We start from the raw sequence: 21,618 nt of genomic DNA, 5'->3' as shown, positions 1-21,618 counted from the left end.
AAACTCCATCGGAAATACACGACGGAATTATTAACCCGCTGACAACCTTTTTTAGGAATAAAAATCAATCGTTAACTTTAACCAGGAATTAAAAATAAACCTGTCAACTTTTTTCAGGACGGGACACTCAATTCCTCAATTCGTCAATTCCTCAATTCGTCAATTCATCAATTCATCCCCCCTACACCACCTACGAACTACCAGCTAATCCCTACTAGCCAATTAGGAATCTCAATTTCAACGGTCTTTTAACTCCCTGCGCTTGAGATATTTTATCATTTTTGCGGTCATGAGAAATAGTTTGTTATTCACCGCCCTAATTGCGATACTCACCTTTTCGGCTTGCGAAGAGCCTTTGGAAGAATTTAAAAATGGTGCCCCATCTCCATTTGCTGTACAACCTGTTATTTTAAACGATAGTACTGCAAAAATTATGTGGTCGAAATCTATAGACCCAGATGGAGATTCCGTTATATACGATGTATACCTTTCCGGAGCTATTCAGGGAGCAAGTTTACGCACAACAGAATTTAGATTTCCGCAAAACCTTAATTCTCAAATCACCTACACTGGAACTGTGATTGCAAAGGATCCATTTTTGGCAGAAACTCAAGTGGCATTCTCTTTTAAAACCAGTGGGAACGACACCACGTCAAGCAATTAAGAGTATATCCGTCTTAATTAACGATAAATTTCAAGGGCTTTTTACCGTTTACAATTAAATGGTAAAGGCCCTTTTCTAAAGACTGTACATCAAGCATGTCTTGATCTGCATCTAACAGCCCATCCAAAACCAATTTACCAGTGTTATCAAACACCTTGTAGCTGGAAGGCTCTTTTACACCAATTATCCAGATTCTTGCTTTTGTGGGGTTGGGATACAAAGACAATTGATCCAACTCCTCCTCACCTATTCCAACAGTATTGGTAATATTTACGTGATAATCTTCTACTTCTCCCTCACCGAAATTTTCACAAGGACCTTGGCTGGCATTGAATTTCATGCTCACCCGCATTCTGGTCACCCCATTTTCCACCCAAGCTGGTATGGCAAAGGTGCCCTCAACAGCTTCTTCCGAAGTTTTCCCAGCATTATAAACCAACTCATCCTCATCGTAAAACGATCCATTTCGATTAAGATCTATCCAAATTCTCCAATATTCTGGGTAGGTGTTGGGGCCTAAAATCCCTCCATCAAACCCAGGCACCAATTCAAAGGCTATGTCCGCTGTCCTTAGCAATGGAATTATTTCTGAGGTAAAATCCCCATAGCCTCCATCGCTTCCAGATACATTTTGAAAATTATTAAAGGAAACTCCTTCTATCCATTCGCTGCTCGCGTTACTGCCATAAGATTCACAATATCCACTAGGAATTTCACCTGTTGTAAATTCCGACACCCCTGAAAAAACACTATTCGTTTCGCTGCATAAGGATCGAACTCTAAATTCATAAATGCGATTTTCCACCAAGTTGCTAAGATTAACCTCAACCGAATTTGTAGTTGCAGAAGTCCACTTAACCTGGCCTTTTAGGCGATAATCATAATCGTAAGAAGTAACTCCCTCCACTTCATTCCAAGTTAATCGAGCACTATTTGATCCAACACCAGTTTGAGTAGCCTTATTGGGAGCAACACATAAATGACCACAGCCAGATAAGCACGTAGCATTGGCTACCCTACTTCGAATTAGATCTCCGGGAAGAGGACCAAACCCATTGTTAAAATTGATTCCATTAGAGGTTAAATGACAGTAACTCATTATAGTTCCGCCATTCTCGGGTTGTGGACCATCTTCACAGCTTCCTTGCGAAGGATAACATCCGTCAATTGCACCTCCCGGCCAGCTGCAGTCGTGCGTATGTGGCGATCCCAAATTATGCCCTATTTCATGGGTAATTACTTCGATAGTCCAGCTATAGGTTGGAAAACTTTTGTAATCTGATTCTATTCCACTATATGCATAGGCAGAATTCGTACAAAGAACGTCTACATAGGCAACACCCCCTAAATTGTCCTTAAGATCCACCAAATGGGCAATATCCCCATTGTATACGGGTCTTAAAGCCTGAAATTGCTGTAACTGCGAAAGTGACGATGACCCTAAATATGGACTGGGTAAATCCCAAACAAAAATCTCCGAAACCTGAACCTGGAGGTTTTCATTTTTGTAAAGGGTATGAATTTCATTGAACGCACCCAGTAAATAGTTGGATGCCGCCTCAATAGAGCCCTTATTCTGAAACATGTCATAGTCCAGCTCGAAGTACACTTGGACACAGTTTCCATGTGATTTTCTGGGTGACTTATTTGCCAATGGGTTATTCAATTTTAAATCTGAGCTTACCGAGCAAAAGTTTTCCCTTTCCTTCTTAATTCCAGACTCCTCAACAAGGACCAATCCATGTTGTGGATGATTTCCTAGTGCGTAGACCTCATCCCCTTTAACAATTAGCCCCTGCATTTTACCTTCAAAAAAAGAAATACTCACCAGCGATTTTTCCACGCCTTTTATGGTTCCACTGTAGAATTCGGCGTTGATGGGAAATGACTTTCCACTGGCACTTTTTATTAATGCATTTGGCGCCACAGGGTAATTACGAACTAACTGCACCACTTCTTCATTGCCATCCAACACTAAACGAATTAGTAGGCTATTTGCATTTTGGTGCTCACCATTTAACTTCAATTTCCAAACCTTAAATGCTTTATCCTGCTTTAGCTTTATTTCTTGAGAATTTAAGGTCATTTCGGTAGCTAAATCAGGGACAAAATCGGCCTGAATTGTTGCTTGAATAGCATTTTGACCATGGGCTATGAGGAGACTTAAAGTTGTGTATATCAGAAGAATGTATCTCATGGGGATAAGATGATTTCAGTATAAGTTACGTTTTACAAAGGGAAGACGGATTTTATTCGACGAGGATCATGTCCCAAGCAATTTTTTCTTTCGATAATTAATGCAAAAGATGGTCCAAATGAACATGCAGGTGATCATCCACACTAAATTCCACTCCTTATATAAACCCGAACCGGACAACACCAAGTTATCGGAAGGATTACCCTCGAAAAATAAAACCGATGCTTTTTCACCTTCTTTTAAGCTGCTACTCTCGCTCACAAAAGCTTGGTACGACTTCCCTTGGAATTCAAAAACCACCGAAACTTCAGGGGTAGCATTTACCCTAAACAACCTTTTGTCCTTTTCTCCATTGTACGCGTTTACCACACCTACCGTTTTAGATCCAAACACAAAAAGCTTCCACTCTAATGAAAAAGGAAGTAAAATGAGAATTACCAGGCCTGCTAGATAGACTCTAAAATTAACCCTCAACTTGGATAAAAATTCACTAATCCATGAATGCCCCATTGTTGACATCTATTGATTGGCCGGTTAGTGAAAATTGAGACCCGGTAAAAATAAACTTCACCCATTTCCCAATTTCGGTGGGGGTAGACATTTTTCCGAAGGGCACCCGCGCCATTTCGCGTTCAATAATTTTTTCGACCGGTTGATTTACCTTTTCTGCAAATTGCTCCAATCCCGTTCTTGCCATTTTGGTATCAACCCATCCTGGACAAAGGGCATTAACCGCAATTTTGTCTGGAGCCAGTGTGGTAGCCAAAGACCTTGTTAAACCCAGCACTCCTGCCTTAGAGGCGCAATAAGCTTCGTAGCCAGGAACCCCAATTTTAGCTAGTATGGATGAGGTAAATAATATGTTCTTTTTATCTGCTTGCGAAGTTTTTAGATAGGGTAAGAAAGCATGGACCGTGTTATACGCGCCTGTTAAATTGGTATTAATGATGTCAAACCATCTATCTGTAGGTCCGGCGTGGTTCTCTCCACCAATTCCCGCATTCACAAAAATTCCACTCAGCGATTTATTGGCAAGGTCCGCCTTTTCTGCTACCTCTTTCAACTGATTTAACTCGCGTACATCGGCAGTTGCAACTATTGCTCGCTGCGGATTATTTAAAAGCGCCAAAGTGTCGTACAAAGGACCTTCGCGTCGCCCTACCAAAACGAGAATATGATTGTTGTTTGCGTTGCCCAATTCTAGTGCTGCAGCTTGACCAATTCCGGTGCCTGCGCCCGTAATCACAAAACATTTATCCATTACCTTTGCATTATGGCATTAACCAAGACCAAACCTAAAGAATTAGGCTTTAAAGCCCCTGACTTTTCTCTACTTGATCCCAAAGATAATGAAAGCAAAACCCTAAACCTTTTAATGGGTAAAAGAGGGACCATTGTGGCTTTTATTTGCAACCATTGCCCTTACGTAAAGCACGTGATCGAGGAGATTAATAATATTGCCATCGACTACAAAGAGCGTGGAATTAACCTCATCGCAATAAATAGTAATGATATTGAGAATTACCCTGAAGATCATCCCGATAAAATGGTTGAATGGGCTAATGCTCTGGGGTTTCAGTTTCCTTATTTGTTCGATGAAAACCAGGAGGTTGCTAAAGCTTATGATGCAGTTTGCACTCCTGAATTCAGCTTGTTTGATGAAGAATTAAAATGTGTGTACCGGGGAAGGTTAGACGCGGCAAGTCCGGGAAACAAAGCTCCAGTAAATGGTGCTGATTTAAGGGCTGCTATTGATAGTTTGCTTTCAGGAAACAAAGAAATACCCAATCAAATTCCAAGCATGGGATGTAACATTAAGTGGAAATAATATGCGACATAACCTGAGTGAAATATTTGAAGTGATAAAGGATAGACGAACGATATATCCGGAATTATATAGTACAAGAAAGGTTCACAAGGAGATTATCGAAAAACTGCTTAATGCGGCAACTTGGGCTCCCACCCACGGCAAAACTCAACCTTGGCGTTTTACCGTATTTCAGTCTGAGGAAAGCAGAAAAGAACTTGCAAACTTTCTAGTTGAGAGCTATAAACACGCAACTCCGGAAGAAAAAAGAAGTGAGGCTAAGCTTTTGAAAATGGAAAACCGTCCGATGGCATCTACAGCGGTAATAGGGGTTTGTATGGAACGCCAAGAATCGGAAAGAATACCAGAAATAGAAGAAATTATGGCTGTGGCTTGTGCCGTTCAAAACATGCAACTAATGGCTACTGCCTACGGTATTGGAGCTTTTTGGTCTACTCCAAAATTTTTATTGGGCGATGCCGGAAAGCAATTTTTCAATTTAGCCGAAAAAGATCGCTGTTTGGGGCTTATTTATTTAGGATATCCTAAGGATGAATGGCCAAAAGGACAACGAAAACCAATAGAGTACTTAAGTACCTGGAAGTAAAATGATTCGACTGCAAAATTACTACGAGCATCCATCGCAGCGTAGCTTTATGGTTTACGAATTCTCTAAAGAGGAAGCGGGAATTTACTTCGAGCAAATGCTAATAAGTGCAGACATACCATATGAGAAGGGGGAAGAAGAACGCAATGGAATTAATTACCAACTTTTTGGTGTACACAAAAAGCACAAAATTTCCGTTGAAAAAATTAATACTGACACCCTAATCAAACACAAAACCTCTTTTATTCCAGACAAAGGGCTAAAGTGGTTTACCTTCGCCTTTACCATTTTTATACTGGCTTTGGCTGTAATTGGTTACCTAAAAAGCAACACATGAAATTGAGGATTCTTTTATTCTCCTTACTACTAATACCCAATTTGATTTTGGCCCAAAAGCCAGATCAACTCACCTTTTTCGGTATTGAATACAAACCTATTTTCAGCAGTAGATTTTTTACCACTGGTCCCCAATTGGGATTCGAAGACTCTTTGAGTTATTCGGTGACCAACTATTCGGGTTCCTCGTTTGGGATGGTAATTCGCCACAATTTCTATGGGAAATTTTCTTTCGAAACAGGAATTAACATTATTACGCGTAATTACAGCCTGGAACTTAGCGAGGATACCAGTAATTTCTTTGTACAGGATACCTTTAAATTGGTGAGTTATGAAATTCCCCTTTTGGGATTGGTTTATGTTCAGAGTGGTGAGAGGAGTTTTATAAATGCAGGTGGAGGTTTATCCGTAAACTTTTTACCATCAGAATTAACCAGCGGAAAACCCGAGTTATATCAGCAGTTAACTAGAAGAAATGCCTGGGTTTCTGCTTCGCTTCTAGCGCAACTTGGATTTGAATATAGAACGAAAGAATCTGGAATTTTCTACATCGGGGCCTCCTACCATCTCCCCTTCCGAGCATTGGCTAGTTCAAGGGCTGTTAGAATAAAAGAAGGGAATCAGCCCAGGGTGAGTGCAGATTTAAATGGTCGTTTTCTCACCATGAGTTTAAGATACTTTTTCGGGCCTAGCCCAGAAGAAAAAACGGCTTCCCAGTTATAGGAAGCCGTTTTTTATTTGAGTTTAGTTTGGTTTAAACTTAGTGGTTGTGACCTGAATGATCTTCTTGATCTTTTTCGGCAACAATTACGAATTTAATCGCTACTTCGTCGTCAATCATTCTGTCTCCCAATCCTTCGAAAAACTTTCCAGAACCATATTTAATGTCGTATACAGTTCTATCGAAAACCATTTCTCCGCGGGCTACAATTTTCTTGCTCGTAGTAAAAATTTCCGCTGGAAATACTACTTGGCTGGTTATCCCCTTAATAGTTAGGTTGGCCTCAAGGGTAAATTGATTTCCCTCTTCAGGTTGGATGTTGGTTATTTCAACTGAAGCGTATTGATGATTTTCAACATCAAAAAAGTCTTTGCTTTTAAGGTGTCCTACTAACTTATCTCCGTACTCCTTACCTAGGTCGTCACAAGTGATACTGTTCATATCTGCTTCAAACCTTCCACCAAAAAGATCTCCACCGTGCGCTTCGAACAGTCCTTTAGAAAACTTCAATTTTCCAAAGTGCTCTCCACTTACTTTTTTGCCCTTCCAGATAATTTCACTTTCCGTGGTGTTTACTTTGTAAGCATCTCCTTTTCCTTCTTTTCCACCTGCAAAAGAATTAAGTGATACCAATGCGATAGCTAATAGGGTAACTAACTTTGTCATGATTTACTTTTTAATATTAATCCTCTCATTTTATCAAGGGTGTCGTTAAGCAGTTCAAGTTCGTTTGTAGGAATTTCATCTAACACCTTAAAACGTTCCTGAAATTGTTCGTGAACTTCCGCTATCAACTCCTTGGCCTTGGGAGTGATTTTGATATCCACCTGACGTCGGTCTCGTCTACAGGTTGTTCTTGTAACCCACTTTTTGGCAACCAACTTGTCTACAATTCTTGAAACGTTAGAAGATGCATCTATCATCCTTTCATTTATCAGCTGCACCGATGCTGGTTTAGGATCCTGACCGTTTATTATGCGCAACACATTGTACTGCTGAGCACTAAGGTCGTACTCCTTAAAAAGCTGACTGTGAACGGAGTTTAGAAAAGAAGCTGTGTACAAAATGTTAATCTGCGCACGTTGCACCTCACTGGAGAACTTCTTCTGCTTAATTGCTTCCTCAATTTTCATACTGCAAATATATGTACCTACATTTAATGTTGTTACATTTTAATTGTTAATTTTTCTTTTCAATAGCTGCAACAACCTTTTTCAGTGGCTCGGGAATAACATCGTGTGGCCCATCGTACCAGATAAGTTCAAATTGCAGGCCATTTTTTTTGTACTCAGATAAATAGGTTTCCGCCTTTTCCTTGGGAATAAATTCATCTTTAGATCCCAGCACAAAAAATATCTTACCAACCAATTTTTGGTCTAGCATCTTCTTGAAATAATCTTCGGGTAACCCCGCACCCCACAAAATGAGGTATTCGCATCGAACCTTGCTATCTAGTATCCATCGTATTACCGTATGCACACCTTGTGAAAAACCAAAAACCACTCTAGTTTTAAATTGGGTAAAATCGAAAACCCGTGCTACTTCCGAAAGATAAATTTGCTGATCACTTATGGCTTCCTCCCTGTTATAACGCGTCATCCACGTTGCTCCTATTTTACCCGAAAAACCTTCTAGATAAAAGTGATTGGATGCCTCTGGGAAGATCAAATAGTGATCATCCAATTCAGGAATTTCAAATTTCTTCGAGAAATATTCTACTAACTGGCCGTATCCATGGCAAACCATCCAGGCCGTATTCGCGTTCTCTTTATCACCTTTCTCACCGATAAAGTGAGTTTTGGGTATTTGAATTTTTCTCATCATCGAAAAATAGCTATTATACCGTTATGAATGTTAACAGCTGGTTGCAAGGTTTATTTAATAATGCTGAAAAAAAAGGCGAACCTTTAGTTAGCCAGGAATTAAATAGATCGACACGCCACAAAGAAAAATTCCAAAAAATCAGACAACATTCGGTGTGGCAAACCTTTGTGGACAATGTTTTTCAATTGGTATCCGATAATAAAAACACTCCCAACTATTCAGGAATGGAGGCTGGGTTTTACCACAGCAAAAGCAGCAATGGATTTTACCTAACCCACATAGAGGATTTCGAAACCGATTATTTCCGATTCCTCAGCGACTTGATGGTAGAGAATTTGCAAAAAAGCAGTTACGTAGTGCAGATGAAAAAAGAGGAACACCACGAAGACAATGGAAATTGTATAGGCTGGGAAAAATGGTATTTAAAACCGAAAACCAAATTCTCGGACGACGAAAGGCTTATCCAAAGCTATGGAAACGTGCAGATAGAATTTAAAATTTGCAATAATCAGCCCAAGCTTTTTAAGTTACAAAGCAACACATATCAAGGGTATAATTACCATCCGCCCCTCCCCCACAAAGACCTGTGGAAATTACTTTTTACCGTTTAAACGCTCATAATGAATGGCCCACTCCACCTTCCAGGTTTGGCCATTATTATCTGAAGATTCCCAACTCCAATCAAAACTTCTGAAGTTGATGTTATAGAAACGCATTCTTTGAAGGATTTTCACACCATTTTTTCTTGTTTCTCTTGAAAAATGGACCTCATCGCCAACTTTAGCCCCAACAAAGTCTAGCCATCCACCAGCATTGTCAACCCAAACCTGTTTCCATTTGCCATCGGTAGCATCGTAAGACGAAACGCTTTTTCCGTAATAGTTTGGTATACCTGGATCTCCTTTAAAATTTTCTTCGATTACGCAGCCACCCAAAATTTTCTCAATCTTATTGGTTCCAACTTTGTTATCCCCCCAGCTTAAAGCCCAATCTCCTACCCAAAAGTCTAATAGGGTGTGATTTGGCCCAGTACATGGAGCCTCTTTTTGTGCAAATAAAGGGCTGATGAAAAGGAAACTAAGAAGGACTAAGGTAATCTTGCGCATAGCGTTTGGCTTTTTTGATGTAGGTTTTAAAAGTTGGTTCAAAGGCTGATTTATTCGCGATACAAAAGTCGGCGGCATCAATCATTGAGATGGGGAATTTAATACGTCTGCCAATATTTACCAAAGCCCATTTAAATCCATCCGCATTTTTATACTGATACAACCAATTATGCTCTTTCATGTGAGGTAGAAACAGATTAACCTTTTCGGGATGCGGTGCGAACTCATCTACGGTATCATACACCCACTCGGCATAGTTCAACAACGGCTTGGCGTGGTAATCTTTCCACTGGCAGGCTAACATATGGTCTACCCACAAATCGATAACTACCGGAGTCATTTTAGAGGCTAAGGGATACAATTCTTGTTTCACCTCTTTGAAATCTGGATAACTATCGATGAAGAAATCAATTTTTCTATGCAACAATATCCCCTTAGCAATGGAGCTGGGGTAATTTTTATAGTTCGATCCCTTAACCGCATCTCCGATAAAATTGCCGTATAAAATTTCCGGCTCATTACCGGATAAATATGCATGACCTAGGAAATTCACCCTTTTTTTTCCTCCAATGTAAAATTTTAATGCTCCAACCATCAAATTACTATTTTCACCATCGATGACTGACAAAAGAAAAACGTTGTATTGGATCGCCCAGCTATGTGGGTGGATGATTTATTTCTTTTTTGTGCTGCTGTACAACTTGTTTGGCAATCAAGCATCGTACGAAGCCGTTATTGCCTCACTACTCATCGTGTTTGTTGGGATATTAATCACCCACCTTTACCGAGGAATCATTATAAAATTCAACTGGCTGAAAATGGGGTTACTTAAAGTAATTCCACGCATTTTAATAAGCGGCGTAATCTTTGGATTTATTTTTCTCGCCATCCACGATTTGCTCATTCAGCTGATGCTCCCTCAAATTCAAAGCTTTTTTAAATCTGAACTCACTGAGATTTTCCCCATGGTTTTGAACTGGAGTTTGCTGATTGTATTATGGTCTATACTCTATTTTACTGCGCACTATTTTTTTAATTACAAGCGGCAGGAAATTGCAAACCTGAGACTAGAGGCTTCTAGAAATGAGATTGAACTTAACAATCTTAAATCTCAGCTCAACCCGCATTTTATGTTTAATGCTTTAAACGGAATTCGAGCCTTGGTTGAGGATGAACCCGAAAAAGCAAAAAAGGCCATAACGCAATTATCGGTTTTACTAAGAGCAGCCCTAAATATTGGCAAACAAAAAACCATTCGCTTTAGCGAAGAACTCGAATTGGTTAAGAATTATTTGGCTTTAGAAAAAATGAGGTTTGAGGACAGGCTAGAAATCGTTTATCAAATTCAACCAGCTGTAAATAGTATTCCCTTCCCCCCTCTTATGCTTCAAACGGTAGTTGAAAATGCTGTGAAACACGGAATTTCGAAATTACCCCGAGGTGGTATCATAAAAATTGAAGCACTTGACCAATTTGATTCCCATAAAATAGTGGTAACTAATACAGGGAACTTTCAAGACACAGCCAGTACTACCGAACAACAGGGAATCGGCTTGCGAAACACCCGCAGAAGACTTAAGCTTATATTCGGAAAAAATGCTTCCCTCCGTATTTATAACGAAACCGAGAACCAGGTTAAAACTGAAATCAACATTCCTAAAAATTAAACCATGAGAACTTTAATTGTAGACGACGAAAGACTAGCCAGGCAGGAATTAAAAAAATTATTGTCGCAATACGACAATCTCGACATCATTGGAGAGGCAGCAAACGGAGAAGAAGCAGCAGAAAAAATAAATGCGGAAAAACCCGATTTAGTATTTCTAGATATCCAAATGCCTGGTAAAAGCGGTTTCGATTTGCTAGAGGATCTCGATCACATTCCTTATGTGATATTTGTTACTGCCTATGATGAATATGCGATAAAAGCCTTTGAGGTAAACGCACTAGACTACCTGTTAAAGCCAGTAGAAAATCATCGCCTGGAGGAAGCCTTAAAAAAGGTGGAGCACAGGTTAAGCGAGGATAGATCGCACGCGGAGGAAAGCACTTCTACCAACGAGGACGTACTTAACTTGGATAACCAAATCTTCTTGAAGGATGGAGACAAATGTTGGTTCGTATCCCTTTCAGATGTTCGTCTTTTTGAATCGGAAGGAAACTATGTTCGAGTTTATTTTAAGGACAAAAAGCCACTAATTTTAAAATCACTAAACAACCTTGAAAAAAGACTAGACCCTTCTGTTTTCTTTAGGACCAATAGAAAATTCATTGTTAACCTACGTTGGGTAGAAAGCGTAGAAACCTGGTTTAACGGCGGGTTACAATTGGAGTTAAAAGATGGTACCAAAGTAGAGGTATCCAGAAGACAAGCCGCGAAATTTAAAGATGTAATGAGCTTATAAAGGTGGATATCCTTTTTTTAACCATAGATATTTTAGGAACAGCTGTTTTTGCCATATCCGGTTTTCTGGGGGCCTTTGATAAGCGATTGGACTTTTTTGGAGGCAGCATTATTGCCCTGGTAACCGCGATAGGCGGAGGTTCTATAAGAGACGTATTACTTGGTGTAACGCCAGTGGGCTGGCTAAGTAACCGACCAATTCTCTACGCCATTTTTGGCGGGATTTTTATTGCCCTACTTTTTAGAAAGCATCTCTTAAAGCTGAGAAAAACCATGATGCTGTTTGATACCTTGGGAATAAGCCTTTTTACGGTATTGGGCACCCAGGTTTCACTTTCCATGGATATAGCACCTGTTTCTGCGGTACTATTAGGAACCTCATCGGCTGTGGCAGGTGGAGTAATTCGAGATACTTTGTGCAACGAAATCCCTCTCGTTTTTAAGGGCAATTTGTTTTACGCTACCCCATGCATTCTAGGTGGATTTTTATATTGGATATTGCTAAAAACCCCTGTAAACACAGAATGGTCGGCCATTATAGCTATGAGTTTCATTTTTACCATTAGGATTTTAGCCGTGCGATTTAAATGGAAAATCCCCGAGTTGGTTTAGGCACAAACCAACTTATATCCCACTCCTTTTAGGGTAATTATTTCCACTTCTGAATCCACACTTAAGTAATCGCGAATTTTCTTGATGTACACATCCAAGTTTCTGGAATTGTAATAGGAGTCATCTCCCCATATTTGTTTCAAAAGATGCTTGCGCTCAACCGTTTCGTTAAGCTTTGCACCTAACATTTTCAATATTTCGCATTCGCGATGCGTTAATTTAACTAGGGTTTCACCTTCAAATTGCAGCTTTAACCGCTGGGCATCCAGTGTAAATTTCCCAAAAGAAATTTCCTCCTTTTCTGCTGCAACAGCGTTCAGTAAATTCAGTTGATTTTTAAGTCTTGCATGCAACTCATCCAAGCCAAACGGCTTTTTTATGTACTCCGTTCCACCCGAATCAAACCCCTGTACTACATCTGCACCTTGCGATTTAGCCGTAATGAAAACAATAGGGATTTTGGCATTGACATCCCTAATTTGCTTCCCTACGGAAAAACCATCGATATCGGGAACCATAACATCCAACAAACAAAGATCAAACAACTCCTTTTCAAACGCCTCAAGAGCCTTCTTACCCGATTTCACCCAAACTACTTCGTAAGAATTTTCCTGAAGGGAATCTACCACCACTTGACCTAAAAATGGTTCGTCTTCCAAGTATAAAATCTTACTCATAAGCAGGTATATTTAGGGTTATCTCGAAACCACTTTCCACATTTTTTGCTTGAACGGTTCCACCCATTTGTTCCATTACACTTTTCACAAAATGCAAGCCCAAACCATGTCCCTTAACATTATGGACATTACCCGTTGGCATTCGAAAGAAGCGATCAAAAATAGAAGATAAATACTCGGCACTAACACCGCTTCCTCCATCGCGCACCCGAATTTGATATCCCGAACTATGGGTTCCAATTACAACCTCAACCAAAGAATCTTGTGGTCCGTACTTAATTGCATTCTCTATTACATTGGCAATTGCCCTACACAAAATATCCTTATCTGCTTTGGCTACCGCTGTTGGAATCTTGCTTTCAAGCTTAATTTCCATACCCTTCTCTTTGGCAAGAAGATCTAAAGATTGAATCGCGTGTTGGCAACAATCGAACAAATTAACTTTTCCAATTTGTAAAGGAATTTGCCCTTCTTCTAGAATGGACGATTGCAGCACCTTATCGATGAGATATTGAAGCTTATTAATTTCTTTAGCAGACTGCTCAAGATACGCCGTTGTACGTTCATCTTGATTTTCCTTCCGTTTCAAAAGACTTTCAATAGCAATTTTAACCGAACTAACAGGAGTTTTAAGCTCATGCGAAATATTGCTAATCAGCTCGTTCTTAAACAGTAAAAGTTTTTCCTGTTTTCTGGCATTGCGAATAAATTGCCAAAAGGCGAAAATCACCAGCAATAAAAGAACGAGAGAAAGTGCTGCTTGCCTTTTTATTTTGCTTAAGGCTGCCGATTCTATCCCTACGTATTTAGGTTCCACCTTTATTTTGGGATTGGATACCAATCTAAAATTATGTGGGTTGAATCCTTTCACGGTAGAATCTACCACCACCCAGGAAAGTGAAATAGGGTGAGGCTCGTCGCTAAAGGCCGCGTTAAATTTTTTAGTTAGCAAAGCCGTGTCGGCGAACAGCAATTCGCGCTCCACCTTTTTCGAAAACCAATTGTGTTTTGACCCTCGCCCGGGCTCTCCATGATGCTTTTCTATACGTATGTTGTTGTGGTTTTTAATTATGGTATCAATCTTTATAGAGTCTTGAACCAAACTCATAATTCCGGTTAGAGAATCGACATAACTTAACTCCTGGCTTATAATCGAATCCAGATTTATATTCAGCTTAAACTCCTTCAACCACCCTTCTTTATATAAGCCACTTGTATCTTTTCGGTTTACTCTTTTCGTAATGGAAATGGATCGGCTTTTTTTTCCATCATCTATATCTGAAGCAATAGATTTAAGTAGGGTTACCGCCACCCTTAAATCCTCTTGAGTCGCCTGTTGCTGTATGGAGTCTGTTATTGCTTTCTGCGTAAAAAGTAAGTTACGGGTACTTTGTCGTCGTAACTCTGTTTTGGCGCTATGATAACTGCCTCCAAGGAAATGTACTATCAATCCACATAGACCAATAATACAAATGGCCGCTACCACCAATAAATAACTCTTATTTCTATTAATCTGCTTTGGCATAAGTCAAATGTAGAATGGCTAAAACCCTTGATAACAATGCGTTAACCATAATTAACCTTAATTGATATAGCATTAACCTAGGCAGGGCTTGGTGTAAAGTATGTTTGTAGGGTGGAAAAACCAAAAACTATGAAACTATACTTAAGCTTAATTATCGCATTACTTACAGGATTTTCGGGTGTTGCCCAACTAACTGAAGGTCGTATTGTATATCAAGAGAAAATTGATGTTCATGCAAAGCTGCCTGAGCGTGCTAAGCAGTTTAAAGACATGATTCCTCGCTATAAAGAATTTAACAAAGAGCTATTATTTAACGCCGATCTTTCTAAATATCAATCGCCAGAAGTTGAGGAAGACGAGGTTGTAGAAAAACAACAAGGTGGCATGCACATGCGCTTTAAGCAGATGAAAGACAATTCAGAGGTTGTGCATGATATTAAAGAACAAACCCGAGTAGAATTGAAGGAGTTTATGGGTAGAAATTTCGTTGTGGTTGACGAAAATGAAAAACCTTTTAACTGGAAAATCGGTGCTGGGCAAAAAGAAATTCTTGGTTATGTATGTCAAGAAGCCATCCACTACGGAGAAAAAGACACCATTTTAGCTTGGTTCACCCCTCAAATCCCGGTATCTACTGGACCAAGAGGAGTAGGTAAACTTCCAGGAATGATTTTAGGATTGGAATTAGATAACGGGCTTGTTACCGTTATGGCCACCAAAATTGAGGAGCAAGAGGTAGATGCTAAAACCATGTCTATAAAAGGAAAAGGTAAAAAAGTTACCAAAGAAGAGTTTAAAGCCATTGTGGAAGAGAAAACCAAAGAAATGGAAGAGCAACACGGCGGAAACGGAATGGTAATTAGAGTAGCACGATAATCATGAAAAACCTGATCACCTTATTCATTTGCATTTGCCTAAGCCTATCTGGCTTTGCGCAAGAAAAAGTAAGCATAACCGGATCTGTTGTAGACAGCGCGGGGGTTGCTATGCCATCCTCCACTGTTTCTATTTTATATCCAGAAGATTCTACCCTTGCCTATTTTGGAATTACTAACCTTGAGGGGAACTTCACCATTAGCAATGTAAAGCAAGGCGACTACATCCTTCAAGCATCTTACTTAGGGTTCTCTAATACCTTTTGGAAAATCTCCTCTGCAGATTTATCTGGAGATTTAGACCTCGGACCTATCGTGCTGAAATTAAAGGCTGTGAATTTAGATGGAGTTGAAATTACAGGAACCCAGGCCCCGATTTTAATTAAAGCCGATACGGTAGAGTACAACGCCTCATCCTTTAGAAGCAAACCAACAGACAACGTAGAGAACCTTTTGAAGAAAATGCCAGGAATAGAAGTAGACCGCGACGGTACTATTAAAGCTCAGGGCGAAGAAGTTAAAAAGGTAACCGTTGATGGAAAAGAATTCTTTGGAAACGACCCGAAAATGGCCACTAAAAACCTACCTGCCGATGCGGTAGATAAGGTACAGGTATTCGACAAACAAAGTGATGCTGCAGAGTTCACTGGAGTGGACGATGGAGAACGCACTAAAACCATTAACCTAAAACTAAAGGAAGACAAAAAGAAGGGCGCTTTTGGTGAAGTCCGTGGCGGATATGGTACGAACGATCGCTACGAATTTGCCGGTTCTGGATTTAAGTTTGATAAAAAGTTACAGTTATCTGCAATTGGAAAACTAAACAACATAAACGACTATGGTTTTTCCATTAGCGATTATCTCAATTTTCAAACTGGGGGTGCTGGCTTTGGACCAGGCAACATGAGTTTCACCTTCAATAGCGATGACAATTCTGTCCCCTTAAATTTTGGTCAAAACCAATATGGAAACTTAGTTTCTGGAGCGCTTGGTTTAAATAGTAGCTACGAAATAAGAAAGGGCAACGACCTAAGTGTTTCGTACATGTTTAATGGTTCGGACAGAGGAACCCAAACCAATAGTACATCCACACAATTTACCAGACAAGGAGAAATCCAAAATACAGAAGACGAGTCGAAATCTGATGCCAATTATGGGCATGCTACCAACTTAAGATGGAAAAATGACGTAGACAGCTTAACAAGAATTATCATAACCGGTTCGGCAAATATTACCGATGCCAATTCTGACCTTCGTTCTTTTAGGATTACCCAAAATGGGGATCAGCAAAGCACATTAGATCGTGACCTTACCTCAAACTCAGATGGTTTGGTAATGAATTCTAATGCCAAATTAATTCGAAAATCAGCCAGTAAAATTGGGAGAAACGTTAATGGGGAAGTTTCTTTAGGTTTAAACCAAAGCTTGGCTAATACCAACTGGTTAAACAACACAATTACCCCTCAGAATAGCGAAATTTCAGAGAATTTTTTCAGGGAAGACGCTCAGGATAGCTGGAATTACCAATTGAGTGGAGCTTGGAATGAACCCCTATTCAAAAATCACTTCATCGAATTTGAAGGAAGCTACTTAAACCGTTTCTCAAACATTGCCAGAGATCAAGAATTAAAGCAGTCTGAACAAAATACCCAGACTGTACCTTCTGAATTTGCCGAGCAAATTGTTTCGGAAGCACAAGCGAAAGTAAGCTGGAAAATTACCGGAGACAACACAACATTCTCTGCGGGATTGGGAGTTTCGGGAATAGAAATGGAAAACACCTATGACCAAAATAGCGAGGAAGTTGACGCGAACACCCTTAACAAAAGCTACTTACTTCCAAACTTTAGGTTAAGACACAGATTTGGACAAGGAAGAAGATTAAATTTAAGCTATAACACTAATGTTAATTATCCCAACATAAGCAGAGTAGCACCTTTGGTGGATCTATCTTCTCCGCTTTCCCTAAACCGTGGAAATCTAAACCTAGAGCCAGAATACAGTCATAATGGAAACTTGTTTTTCATGATATATGACCAATTCAGTTTTACATCCTTCTTTATTAATGCCAGATACACCCATACGGAAAACAGCATAGTAAATGCAAGGTCCTTTAATCCACAAACTTTAGTTCAGGAAATAGAGCCTGTTAATTTTAAGGACAGACAAAATATGGAGGTTAGCGTAAGCTTTTCAACCCCAATTAAGAAGTTAGGGCTTATGGTTAATCTTGGGCTAGACGAGGGCTACTCCACTGGTTACAGTTTAATCGATGGACAAGAAAACCTTCTTACTTCATTTAGTCACGGAGGAGACATATCCATTAGCAATCGCAAAAAGGATAAAATTGAAGCAGAGCTTGGATTTGCACTTAACTACACCACTTCGGACTACAGTATCAACAGTGCTCAAAACACCAATTATTTATCCCAAAGCCTGTTTGCCGATGCAGCCTGGTACATAAATGATAAGTGGATAATCAGTAGCTCGTTGGATGTAACCAATTACGAAAACTCACAATTTGCCAATGCGGTTCAAGTTCCCCTTTGGAGCGCAGAAATTACCCATAACTTCTTAGCAGGTAATAAGGGAAGCTTAAGGTTAAAGGCATTTGACTTGTTGAATAAAAACCAAGGCGTAGAGCAGTTTACCTCTGAAAACTACATTGGGCAACAAGTAAGTAACATCCTATCACAATATTTCATGTTAAGCTTTACATACAAGTTTAGAAAAGCGGGCACAGAAGATCCTATGAGTGGATTTATGAAGATGCATAAGATGAGATAAAACCCTACCCTCACTTTGGTTTGGGGCTACTCTTTAAGGGTAGCCCTTTTTGTTTGAATAGCAGTAGGGGAAACGCTTATTAATTTTACTTTTGCAGCACCTTGGCCTCGTAGTTTAATGGATAGAACGAGAGATTCCGGTTCTCTAGGTGGGGGTTCGATTCCCTTCGAGGTCACTACTTTCCAATGTACCGATTAACCAATTATTTAATTTAGCAAATGGGGTTCCACGCACTTCCTGAACGAAGGTAACCCTCGGGTAGTACTTTCGAAACTAAATTAAAAGTACTTGCTCCTACCACGTCTCCCGGAACTTCTAAATAATTTGGCTTACCATTTTTATCATAAGTCCCAAGGAATTTATAGTCCTGACCATAGCCCGTAAGTTTGGCCAACACCCAAATTGTAATGATGATGGCCTTTAAGTAATTTGATGTTTTCATAACAGTGAGATTTTAATTGTTTTTGAAAACTACATCCAAGGCACTGAAAATATTTTTGTTTGTCGGTCATTGGAAAGTTGCTGTAGGTGAATGGTAAAATGAAGAGTAATCAAATGGTTTATTCAAAAAAAAAAAGGGGCTCGTTAAAAGCCCCTTTTTTCTTATTGATCCGTTATGTGTACCACTTTTTTGAAATGAATCTTATCGTTAAATATAAATCGCAGATAATAGGTACCTTCCGCTAGTTTATCCGTTTCAATCTGATGACTGTACGGCACTCCTTGTTTCTGTTCTAGGTTAACAACTTCCCTAATTTGTTTACCCGCAACATCGAGCAGAGTAATTGAAACCATTCCAGAACGATGTAAAGTGTAGTTTATCGTTAGATTTTCCTTAAATGGGTTTGGAAAAACCTCTAGAGACAAACTAGCATCTATACCGGTGTTCTCCTCATTTATCGCTTTTCTACCCTTGCCTTTATCGTCGTCATCGTCGTCATCGTCATCGTCATCGTCGTCCGTTCCATCATCTGCATCTGCCAGGGTATTGCAATCTTCTGGTCCGTTAGGAATGGGTGCAGGGTTACAGCCAACCGCGGCATACCAGGTTACATTTTTATCCGAATGCACTTTTCCATAGGCTAGGAACTGACCAATCATAACGGATGGTTGATTAGATTTCCCATGAACGCGGATATCATGATCTGCAAATACACTCGCCTCAAAAGTAGATCCCTCGTGAACGTGTAAATGATCTCCGATATAGAACACAACGGTATTCCCATTTGAACTCAGGTTAGTGTACTTATCCATATCCACCTTTTTCTCAACCATTACGTTTGCCGATTGCGTAAAGAACACATTAGCACCGTCTTTTAGTTTTAACTCCTTAAGATAGATGTCGCTTTGCGTAAAGTATACTGTAGCATTTTTCCCTACTTCAACCTTATCATAACTATCCAAGTCGAGGTAAAGCGTTTTACCATCTTTAACTTTTACGTCTTCACCCTCACAATTAGAGAGATTACTGTAGAAATTAGGATAGAAAAGCTGGGCTGTATTTTCACTGATTGTTCCATTAACAACACTGCTATTGTCTAAATCAATTCTATCGGCCTGTACAAATCCTTCTACCGTTGAATTGTCCTTGATCTTTGCCTTTTTCTTATCCTGGGTAACCCCAATTCCACCGTAGACTGTGCTCTCCTTAATGTACACTTCCTTATCACTTAGAATGATATATGCCGAAAGCGTTTGAGCTGGATTCACATTTACCACTATGGATTCAGAAGTAGAACAACCGTAAGCATCGGTAACCGTTACCGAGTAAGTACCATTTTCGGTTGGAGTAACCTGTGCCTCAGTTCCTAATCCGCCCGACCAGCTGTAGGCTAGAGGACCTAATAAAAAGCCTTCGTTAGTTACCACTGCCTCAAGCACCGCAATACCTTGACAGAATTCTGGAACCAAACTCTGAGTTATTGTAAACTCTGGAAGAGATCGAACCGTAATGGTGAAATCTGCTGTAACCTCATTCCCCCCTGCATCATTCGCAGTGTATGTAACTACAGTAGTTCCCACCGGAAATACATCCCCCGAATTATAATCCGAAGTAAAACTGTTTAAACAATTGTCTACCACGCTTGGCTCAGCCCAAAATACCGCCTGCTCTCCACAAACCTCAATATCGGCTGGCATATCAGAAATTACAGGAAGAATATTATCTTCAACCGTCACTGTCGCTTGACAGCTAGACTGGTTTCCATTGTTATCCGTAACCGTAAGCGTAACGGTATTCGCTCCAACATTGCTACATCCAAACTGTGATTTGTCGATAGCCAGACCCTGGATACCACATGCGTCATTTGAGCCGCCATCTACGTCTGCTGCAACTATGGAAGCTGCTCCGTTCGCATCTAACTGAATTGTGATGTCTTTACATACAGCCACTGGTGCTACTGAATCCATTACTGTTACTGTGGCTTGACAGCTAGACTGATTTCCATTGTTATCCGTAACCGTAAGCGTTACTGTATTCGATCCAACATCGCCACAACCAAACTGGGATTTGTCGATAACCAAAGAATCAATTCCACAGGCATCGCTAGAGCCGCCATCGATATCTATCGGTTTGATAGATGCTAGTCCTAAGTGGTCTAATTGGATTGTAATATCCTGACAAAGTGCTACCGGAGGAACGGAATCCACCACGGTAACCGTAGCCTGACAACTAGCTTGGTTTCCATTGTTATCCGTAACCGTTAGTGTCACCGTATTCGCTCCAACATCGCTACATCCGAACTGTGATTTATCGATAGCCAGACCCTGGATACCACAAGCATCATTCGATCCGCCATCTACGTCTGCTGCAACTATGGAGGCTGCTCCGTTCGCATCTAACTGAATTGTGATGTCTTTACATACAGCCACTGGTGCTACTGAATCGACTACTGTTACTGTCGCTTGACAGCTGGATTGGTTTCCGTTGTTATCCGTAACGGTCAAGGTAACTGTATTCGGTCCTACATCACCACAGCCAAATTGTGATTTATCAATAGCTAAGCCATGAATACCACAGGCATCGTTTGAACCTCCATCAATATCTATTGGTTGGATAGAAGCCAAGCCTAAATGGTCTAACTGTATCGTAATATCCTGGCAAATAGCCACCGGTGGTACAGAATCCACCACCGTAACCGTCGCCTGACAGCTAGATTGGTTTCCATTGTTATCCGTAACGGTTAAGGTAACCGTATTCGCTCCTACATCACTACAACCAAACTGTGATTTATCGATCGCTAAGCCCTGTATACCACAAGCATCGTTTGAACCTCCATCAATATCTATCGGTTGAATAGAAGCCAAGCCTAAATGATCTAACTGTATCGTTATATCCTGACAAATTGCTACCGGTGGTACAGAATCCACCACCGTAACCGTCGCTTGACAGCTAGACTGATTTCCGTTGTTATCCGTTACCGTAAGCGTAACCGTATTCGGTCCTACATCACCACAGCTAAACTGGGATTTATCGA

At 40.2% G+C, this 21,618-nt stretch carries 23 protein-coding genes and 1 tRNA gene; 12 read left to right on the top strand and 12 right to left on the bottom strand.

Translation table 11 applies throughout. From position 1 onward, the window contains the following. The first annotated feature begins 289 nt into the window (after positions 1-289). Positions 290-664, top strand: a complete 375-nt coding sequence (locus FRX97_RS11975) for a hypothetical protein (protein ID WP_147015461.1) — start codon at positions 290-292, stop codon at positions 662-664. 13 nt (positions 665-677) lie between these two features. Here the strand turns inward: FRX97_RS11975 and FRX97_RS11970 are convergent, their stop codons facing one another. The 3 genes from FRX97_RS11970 to FRX97_RS11960 all read right to left on the bottom strand — a co-directional run bounded on the left by FRX97_RS11970 (position 678) and on the right by FRX97_RS11960 (position 4,122). Beyond that, a complete protein-coding gene (locus FRX97_RS11970) occupies positions 678-2,861 on the bottom strand; it encodes a GEVED domain-containing protein (protein WP_147015460.1) in 2,184 nt (727 codons plus the stop codon). Between the two features lie 66 nt (positions 2,862-2,927). Next, a complete protein-coding gene (locus tag FRX97_RS11965; protein ID WP_170227136.1) occupies positions 2,928-3,335 on the bottom strand; it encodes a hypothetical protein in 408 nt (135 codons plus the stop codon). A gap of 16 nt (positions 3,336-3,351) precedes the next feature. Then, complete coding sequence (locus tag FRX97_RS11960) at positions 3,352-4,122, bottom strand: SDR family NAD(P)-dependent oxidoreductase (protein ID WP_147015458.1); 771 nt, start codon at positions 4,120-4,122, stop codon at positions 3,352-3,354. 12 nt (positions 4,123-4,134) lie between these two features. Here FRX97_RS11960 and FRX97_RS11955 point away from each other — a divergent pair, with 12 nt between their 5' ends. From FRX97_RS11955 to FRX97_RS11940, 4 genes are read left to right on the top strand one after another with little or no spacing between them, the layout of a single operon-like run. Continuing rightward, a complete protein-coding gene (locus FRX97_RS11955; RefSeq protein WP_147015457.1) occupies positions 4,135-4,689 on the top strand; it encodes a thioredoxin family protein in 555 nt (184 codons plus the stop codon). A gap of 1 nt (position 4,690) precedes the next feature. Next, on the top strand, positions 4,691-5,275 hold the full coding sequence (locus FRX97_RS11950) for a nitroreductase family protein (protein WP_147015456.1): 585 nt from the start codon (positions 4,691-4,693) through the stop codon (positions 5,273-5,275). Between the two features lies 1 nt (position 5,276). Next, positions 5,277-5,612, top strand: coding sequence for a hypothetical protein (locus FRX97_RS11945; RefSeq protein ID WP_147015455.1), 336 nt, complete (start codon positions 5,277-5,279; stop codon positions 5,610-5,612). Continuing rightward, on the top strand, positions 5,609-6,334 hold the full coding sequence (locus FRX97_RS11940; RefSeq protein WP_147015454.1) for a porin family protein: 726 nt from the start codon (positions 5,609-5,611) through the stop codon (positions 6,332-6,334). The genes FRX97_RS11945 and FRX97_RS11940 overlap by 4 nt, the downstream gene beginning before the upstream one ends. Positions 6,335-6,371: 37 nt before the next feature. Here the strand turns inward: FRX97_RS11940 and FRX97_RS11935 are convergent, their stop codons facing one another. From FRX97_RS11935 to FRX97_RS11925, 3 genes are read right to left on the bottom strand one after another with little or no spacing between them, the layout of a single operon-like run. Continuing rightward, complete coding sequence (locus FRX97_RS11935) at positions 6,372-6,998, bottom strand: YceI family protein (protein ID WP_147015453.1); 627 nt, start codon at positions 6,996-6,998, stop codon at positions 6,372-6,374. Beyond that, complete coding sequence (locus FRX97_RS11930) at positions 6,995-7,465, bottom strand: MarR family winged helix-turn-helix transcriptional regulator (protein WP_147015452.1); 471 nt, start codon at positions 7,463-7,465, stop codon at positions 6,995-6,997. The genes FRX97_RS11935 and FRX97_RS11930 overlap by 4 nt, the downstream gene beginning before the upstream one ends. Before the next feature lie 46 nt (positions 7,466-7,511). Further along, positions 7,512-8,153 (bottom strand): alpha/beta hydrolase, encoded by a 642-nt coding sequence (locus tag FRX97_RS11925; protein WP_170227135.1) that lies wholly within the window; start codon positions 8,151-8,153, stop codon positions 7,512-7,514. Positions 8,154-8,179: 26 nt separating this feature from the next. Between FRX97_RS11925 and FRX97_RS11920 the strand changes: the two genes are divergently transcribed. Next, positions 8,180-8,767, top strand: a complete 588-nt coding sequence (locus FRX97_RS11920; protein WP_147015450.1) for a hypothetical protein — start codon at positions 8,180-8,182, stop codon at positions 8,765-8,767. On the opposite strand, the gene FRX97_RS11915 is transcribed toward FRX97_RS11920, so the two are convergent. Beyond that, positions 8,750-9,262 (bottom strand): hypothetical protein, encoded by a 513-nt coding sequence (locus FRX97_RS11915; RefSeq protein WP_147015449.1) that lies wholly within the window; start codon positions 9,260-9,262, stop codon positions 8,750-8,752. The genes FRX97_RS11920 and FRX97_RS11915 overlap by 18 nt on opposite strands. Further along, positions 9,234-9,857 (bottom strand): acyl carrier protein phosphodiesterase, encoded by a 624-nt coding sequence (locus FRX97_RS11910; RefSeq protein WP_147015448.1) that lies wholly within the window; start codon positions 9,855-9,857, stop codon positions 9,234-9,236. Before FRX97_RS11910 ends, FRX97_RS11915 begins: the two co-directional genes overlap by 29 nt. Before the next feature lie 22 nt (positions 9,858-9,879). Between FRX97_RS11910 and FRX97_RS11905 the strand changes: the two genes are divergently transcribed. The 3 genes from FRX97_RS11905 to FRX97_RS11895 are packed head-to-tail and all read left to right on the top strand — an operon-like array spanning position 9,880 to position 12,278. Next, complete coding sequence (locus tag FRX97_RS11905) at positions 9,880-10,929, top strand: sensor histidine kinase (protein WP_147015447.1); 1,050 nt, start codon at positions 9,880-9,882, stop codon at positions 10,927-10,929. Positions 10,930-10,932: 3 nt separating this feature from the next. Beyond that, the gene (locus FRX97_RS11900) at positions 10,933-11,667 is read left to right on the top strand and encodes a LytR/AlgR family response regulator transcription factor (RefSeq protein ID WP_147015446.1); all 735 of its coding nucleotides are present in this window, start codon (positions 10,933-10,935) and stop codon (positions 11,665-11,667) included. Positions 11,668-11,669: 2 nt separating this feature from the next. Further along, on the top strand, positions 11,670-12,278 hold the full coding sequence (locus tag FRX97_RS11895; protein ID WP_223266627.1) for a trimeric intracellular cation channel family protein: 609 nt from the start codon (positions 11,670-11,672) through the stop codon (positions 12,276-12,278). Here FRX97_RS11895 and FRX97_RS11890 read toward each other — a convergent pair. Beyond that, complete coding sequence (locus FRX97_RS11890) at positions 12,275-12,955, bottom strand: response regulator transcription factor (RefSeq protein WP_147015445.1); 681 nt, start codon at positions 12,953-12,955, stop codon at positions 12,275-12,277. The two genes, FRX97_RS11895 and FRX97_RS11890, sit on opposite strands and share 4 nt — an antisense overlap. After that, on the bottom strand, positions 12,948-14,480 hold the full coding sequence (locus FRX97_RS11885; protein ID WP_147015444.1) for a sensor histidine kinase: 1,533 nt from the start codon (positions 14,478-14,480) through the stop codon (positions 12,948-12,950). The genes FRX97_RS11890 and FRX97_RS11885 overlap by 8 nt, the downstream gene beginning before the upstream one ends. Before the next feature lie 129 nt (positions 14,481-14,609). Between FRX97_RS11885 and FRX97_RS11880 the strand changes: the two genes are divergently transcribed. The 3 genes from FRX97_RS11880 (at position 14,610) to FRX97_RS11870 (ending at position 18,317) form a co-directional block, all read left to right on the top strand. Further along, the gene (locus FRX97_RS11880) at positions 14,610-15,356 is read left to right on the top strand and encodes a GLPGLI family protein (protein WP_147015443.1); all 747 of its coding nucleotides are present in this window, start codon (positions 14,610-14,612) and stop codon (positions 15,354-15,356) included. Between the two features lie 2 nt (positions 15,357-15,358). Next, entirely contained in the window at positions 15,359-18,142 is a 2,784-nt protein-coding gene (locus FRX97_RS11875; RefSeq protein ID WP_147015442.1) for a TonB-dependent receptor, read from the top strand. A gap of 103 nt (positions 18,143-18,245) precedes the next feature. Further along, positions 18,246-18,317, top strand: a tRNA-Arg gene (locus tag FRX97_RS11870). Between the two features lie 36 nt (positions 18,318-18,353). Here the strand turns inward: FRX97_RS11870 and FRX97_RS11865 are convergent. Further along, the gene (locus tag FRX97_RS11865; RefSeq protein ID WP_147015441.1) at positions 18,354-18,584 is read right to left on the bottom strand and encodes a hypothetical protein; all 231 of its coding nucleotides are present in this window, start codon (positions 18,582-18,584) and stop codon (positions 18,354-18,356) included. Positions 18,585-18,745: 161 nt separating this feature from the next. After that, positions 18,746-21,618: HYR domain-containing protein (locus FRX97_RS11860; RefSeq protein WP_147015440.1), on the bottom strand; the 2,873-nt coding region annotated here is incomplete at its 5' end.

This window comes from Luteibaculum oceani, assembly GCF_007995015.1.
In the GTDB taxonomy this organism is placed as follows: domain Bacteria; phylum Bacteroidota; class Bacteroidia; order Flavobacteriales_D; family Luteibaculaceae; genus Luteibaculum; species Luteibaculum oceani.
Note: the sequence above shows the minus strand (reverse complement) of the source record. Positions and strands in the feature narration are given on the sequence as shown.

What these genes read in the sequence shown, in the direction of transcription:
- FRX97_RS11930 (WP_147015452.1), bottom strand. Translation starts at nt 7,465, where the DNA reads ATGAAAATTGAGGAAGCAATTAAGCAGAAGAAGTTCTCCAGTGAGGTG.
- FRX97_RS11955 (WP_147015457.1), top strand. Translation starts at nt 4,135, where the DNA reads ATGGCATTAACCAAGACCAAACCTAAAGAATTAGGCTTTAAAGCCCCT.
- FRX97_RS11875 (WP_147015442.1), top strand. Translation starts at nt 15,359, where the DNA reads ATGAAAAACCTGATCACCTTATTCATTTGCATTTGCCTAAGCCTATCT.
- FRX97_RS11880 (WP_147015443.1), top strand. Translation starts at nt 14,610, where the DNA reads ATGAAACTATACTTAAGCTTAATTATCGCATTACTTACAGGATTTTCG.
- FRX97_RS11945 (WP_147015455.1), top strand. Translation starts at nt 5,277, where the DNA reads ATGATTCGACTGCAAAATTACTACGAGCATCCATCGCAGCGTAGCTTT.
- FRX97_RS11970 (WP_147015460.1), bottom strand. Translation starts at nt 2,861, where the DNA reads ATGAGATACATTCTTCTGATATACACAACTTTAAGTCTCCTCATAGCC.
- FRX97_RS11925 (WP_170227135.1), bottom strand. Translation starts at nt 8,153, where the DNA reads ATGAGAAAAATTCAAATACCCAAAACTCACTTTATCGGTGAGAAAGGT.
- FRX97_RS11960 (WP_147015458.1), bottom strand. Translation starts at nt 4,122, where the DNA reads ATGGATAAATGTTTTGTGATTACGGGCGCAGGCACCGGAATTGGTCAA.
- FRX97_RS11865 (WP_147015441.1), bottom strand. Translation starts at nt 18,584, where the DNA reads ATGAAAACATCAAATTACTTAAAGGCCATCATCATTACAATTTGGGTG.
- FRX97_RS11890 (WP_147015445.1), bottom strand. Translation starts at nt 12,955, where the DNA reads ATGAGTAAGATTTTATACTTGGAAGACGAACCATTTTTAGGTCAAGTG.
- FRX97_RS11900 (WP_147015446.1), top strand. Translation starts at nt 10,933, where the DNA reads ATGAGAACTTTAATTGTAGACGACGAAAGACTAGCCAGGCAGGAATTA.
- FRX97_RS11975 (WP_147015461.1), top strand. Translation starts at nt 290, where the DNA reads ATGAGAAATAGTTTGTTATTCACCGCCCTAATTGCGATACTCACCTTT.
- FRX97_RS11935 (WP_147015453.1), bottom strand. Translation starts at nt 6,998, where the DNA reads ATGACAAAGTTAGTTACCCTATTAGCTATCGCATTGGTATCACTTAAT.
- FRX97_RS11885 (WP_147015444.1), bottom strand. Translation starts at nt 14,480, where the DNA reads ATGCCAAAGCAGATTAATAGAAATAAGAGTTATTTATTGGTGGTAGCG.
- FRX97_RS11920 (WP_147015450.1), top strand. Translation starts at nt 8,180, where the DNA reads ATGAATGTTAACAGCTGGTTGCAAGGTTTATTTAATAATGCTGAAAAA.
- FRX97_RS11915 (WP_147015449.1), bottom strand. Translation starts at nt 9,262, where the DNA reads ATGCGCAAGATTACCTTAGTCCTTCTTAGTTTCCTTTTCATCAGCCCT.
- FRX97_RS11950 (WP_147015456.1), top strand. Translation starts at nt 4,691, where the DNA reads ATGCGACATAACCTGAGTGAAATATTTGAAGTGATAAAGGATAGACGA.
- FRX97_RS11905 (WP_147015447.1), top strand. Translation starts at nt 9,880, where the DNA reads ATGACTGACAAAAGAAAAACGTTGTATTGGATCGCCCAGCTATGTGGG.
- FRX97_RS11940 (WP_147015454.1), top strand. Translation starts at nt 5,609, where the DNA reads ATGAAATTGAGGATTCTTTTATTCTCCTTACTACTAATACCCAATTTG.
- FRX97_RS11910 (WP_147015448.1), bottom strand. Translation starts at nt 9,857, where the DNA reads ATGGTTGGAGCATTAAAATTTTACATTGGAGGAAAAAAAAGGGTGAAT.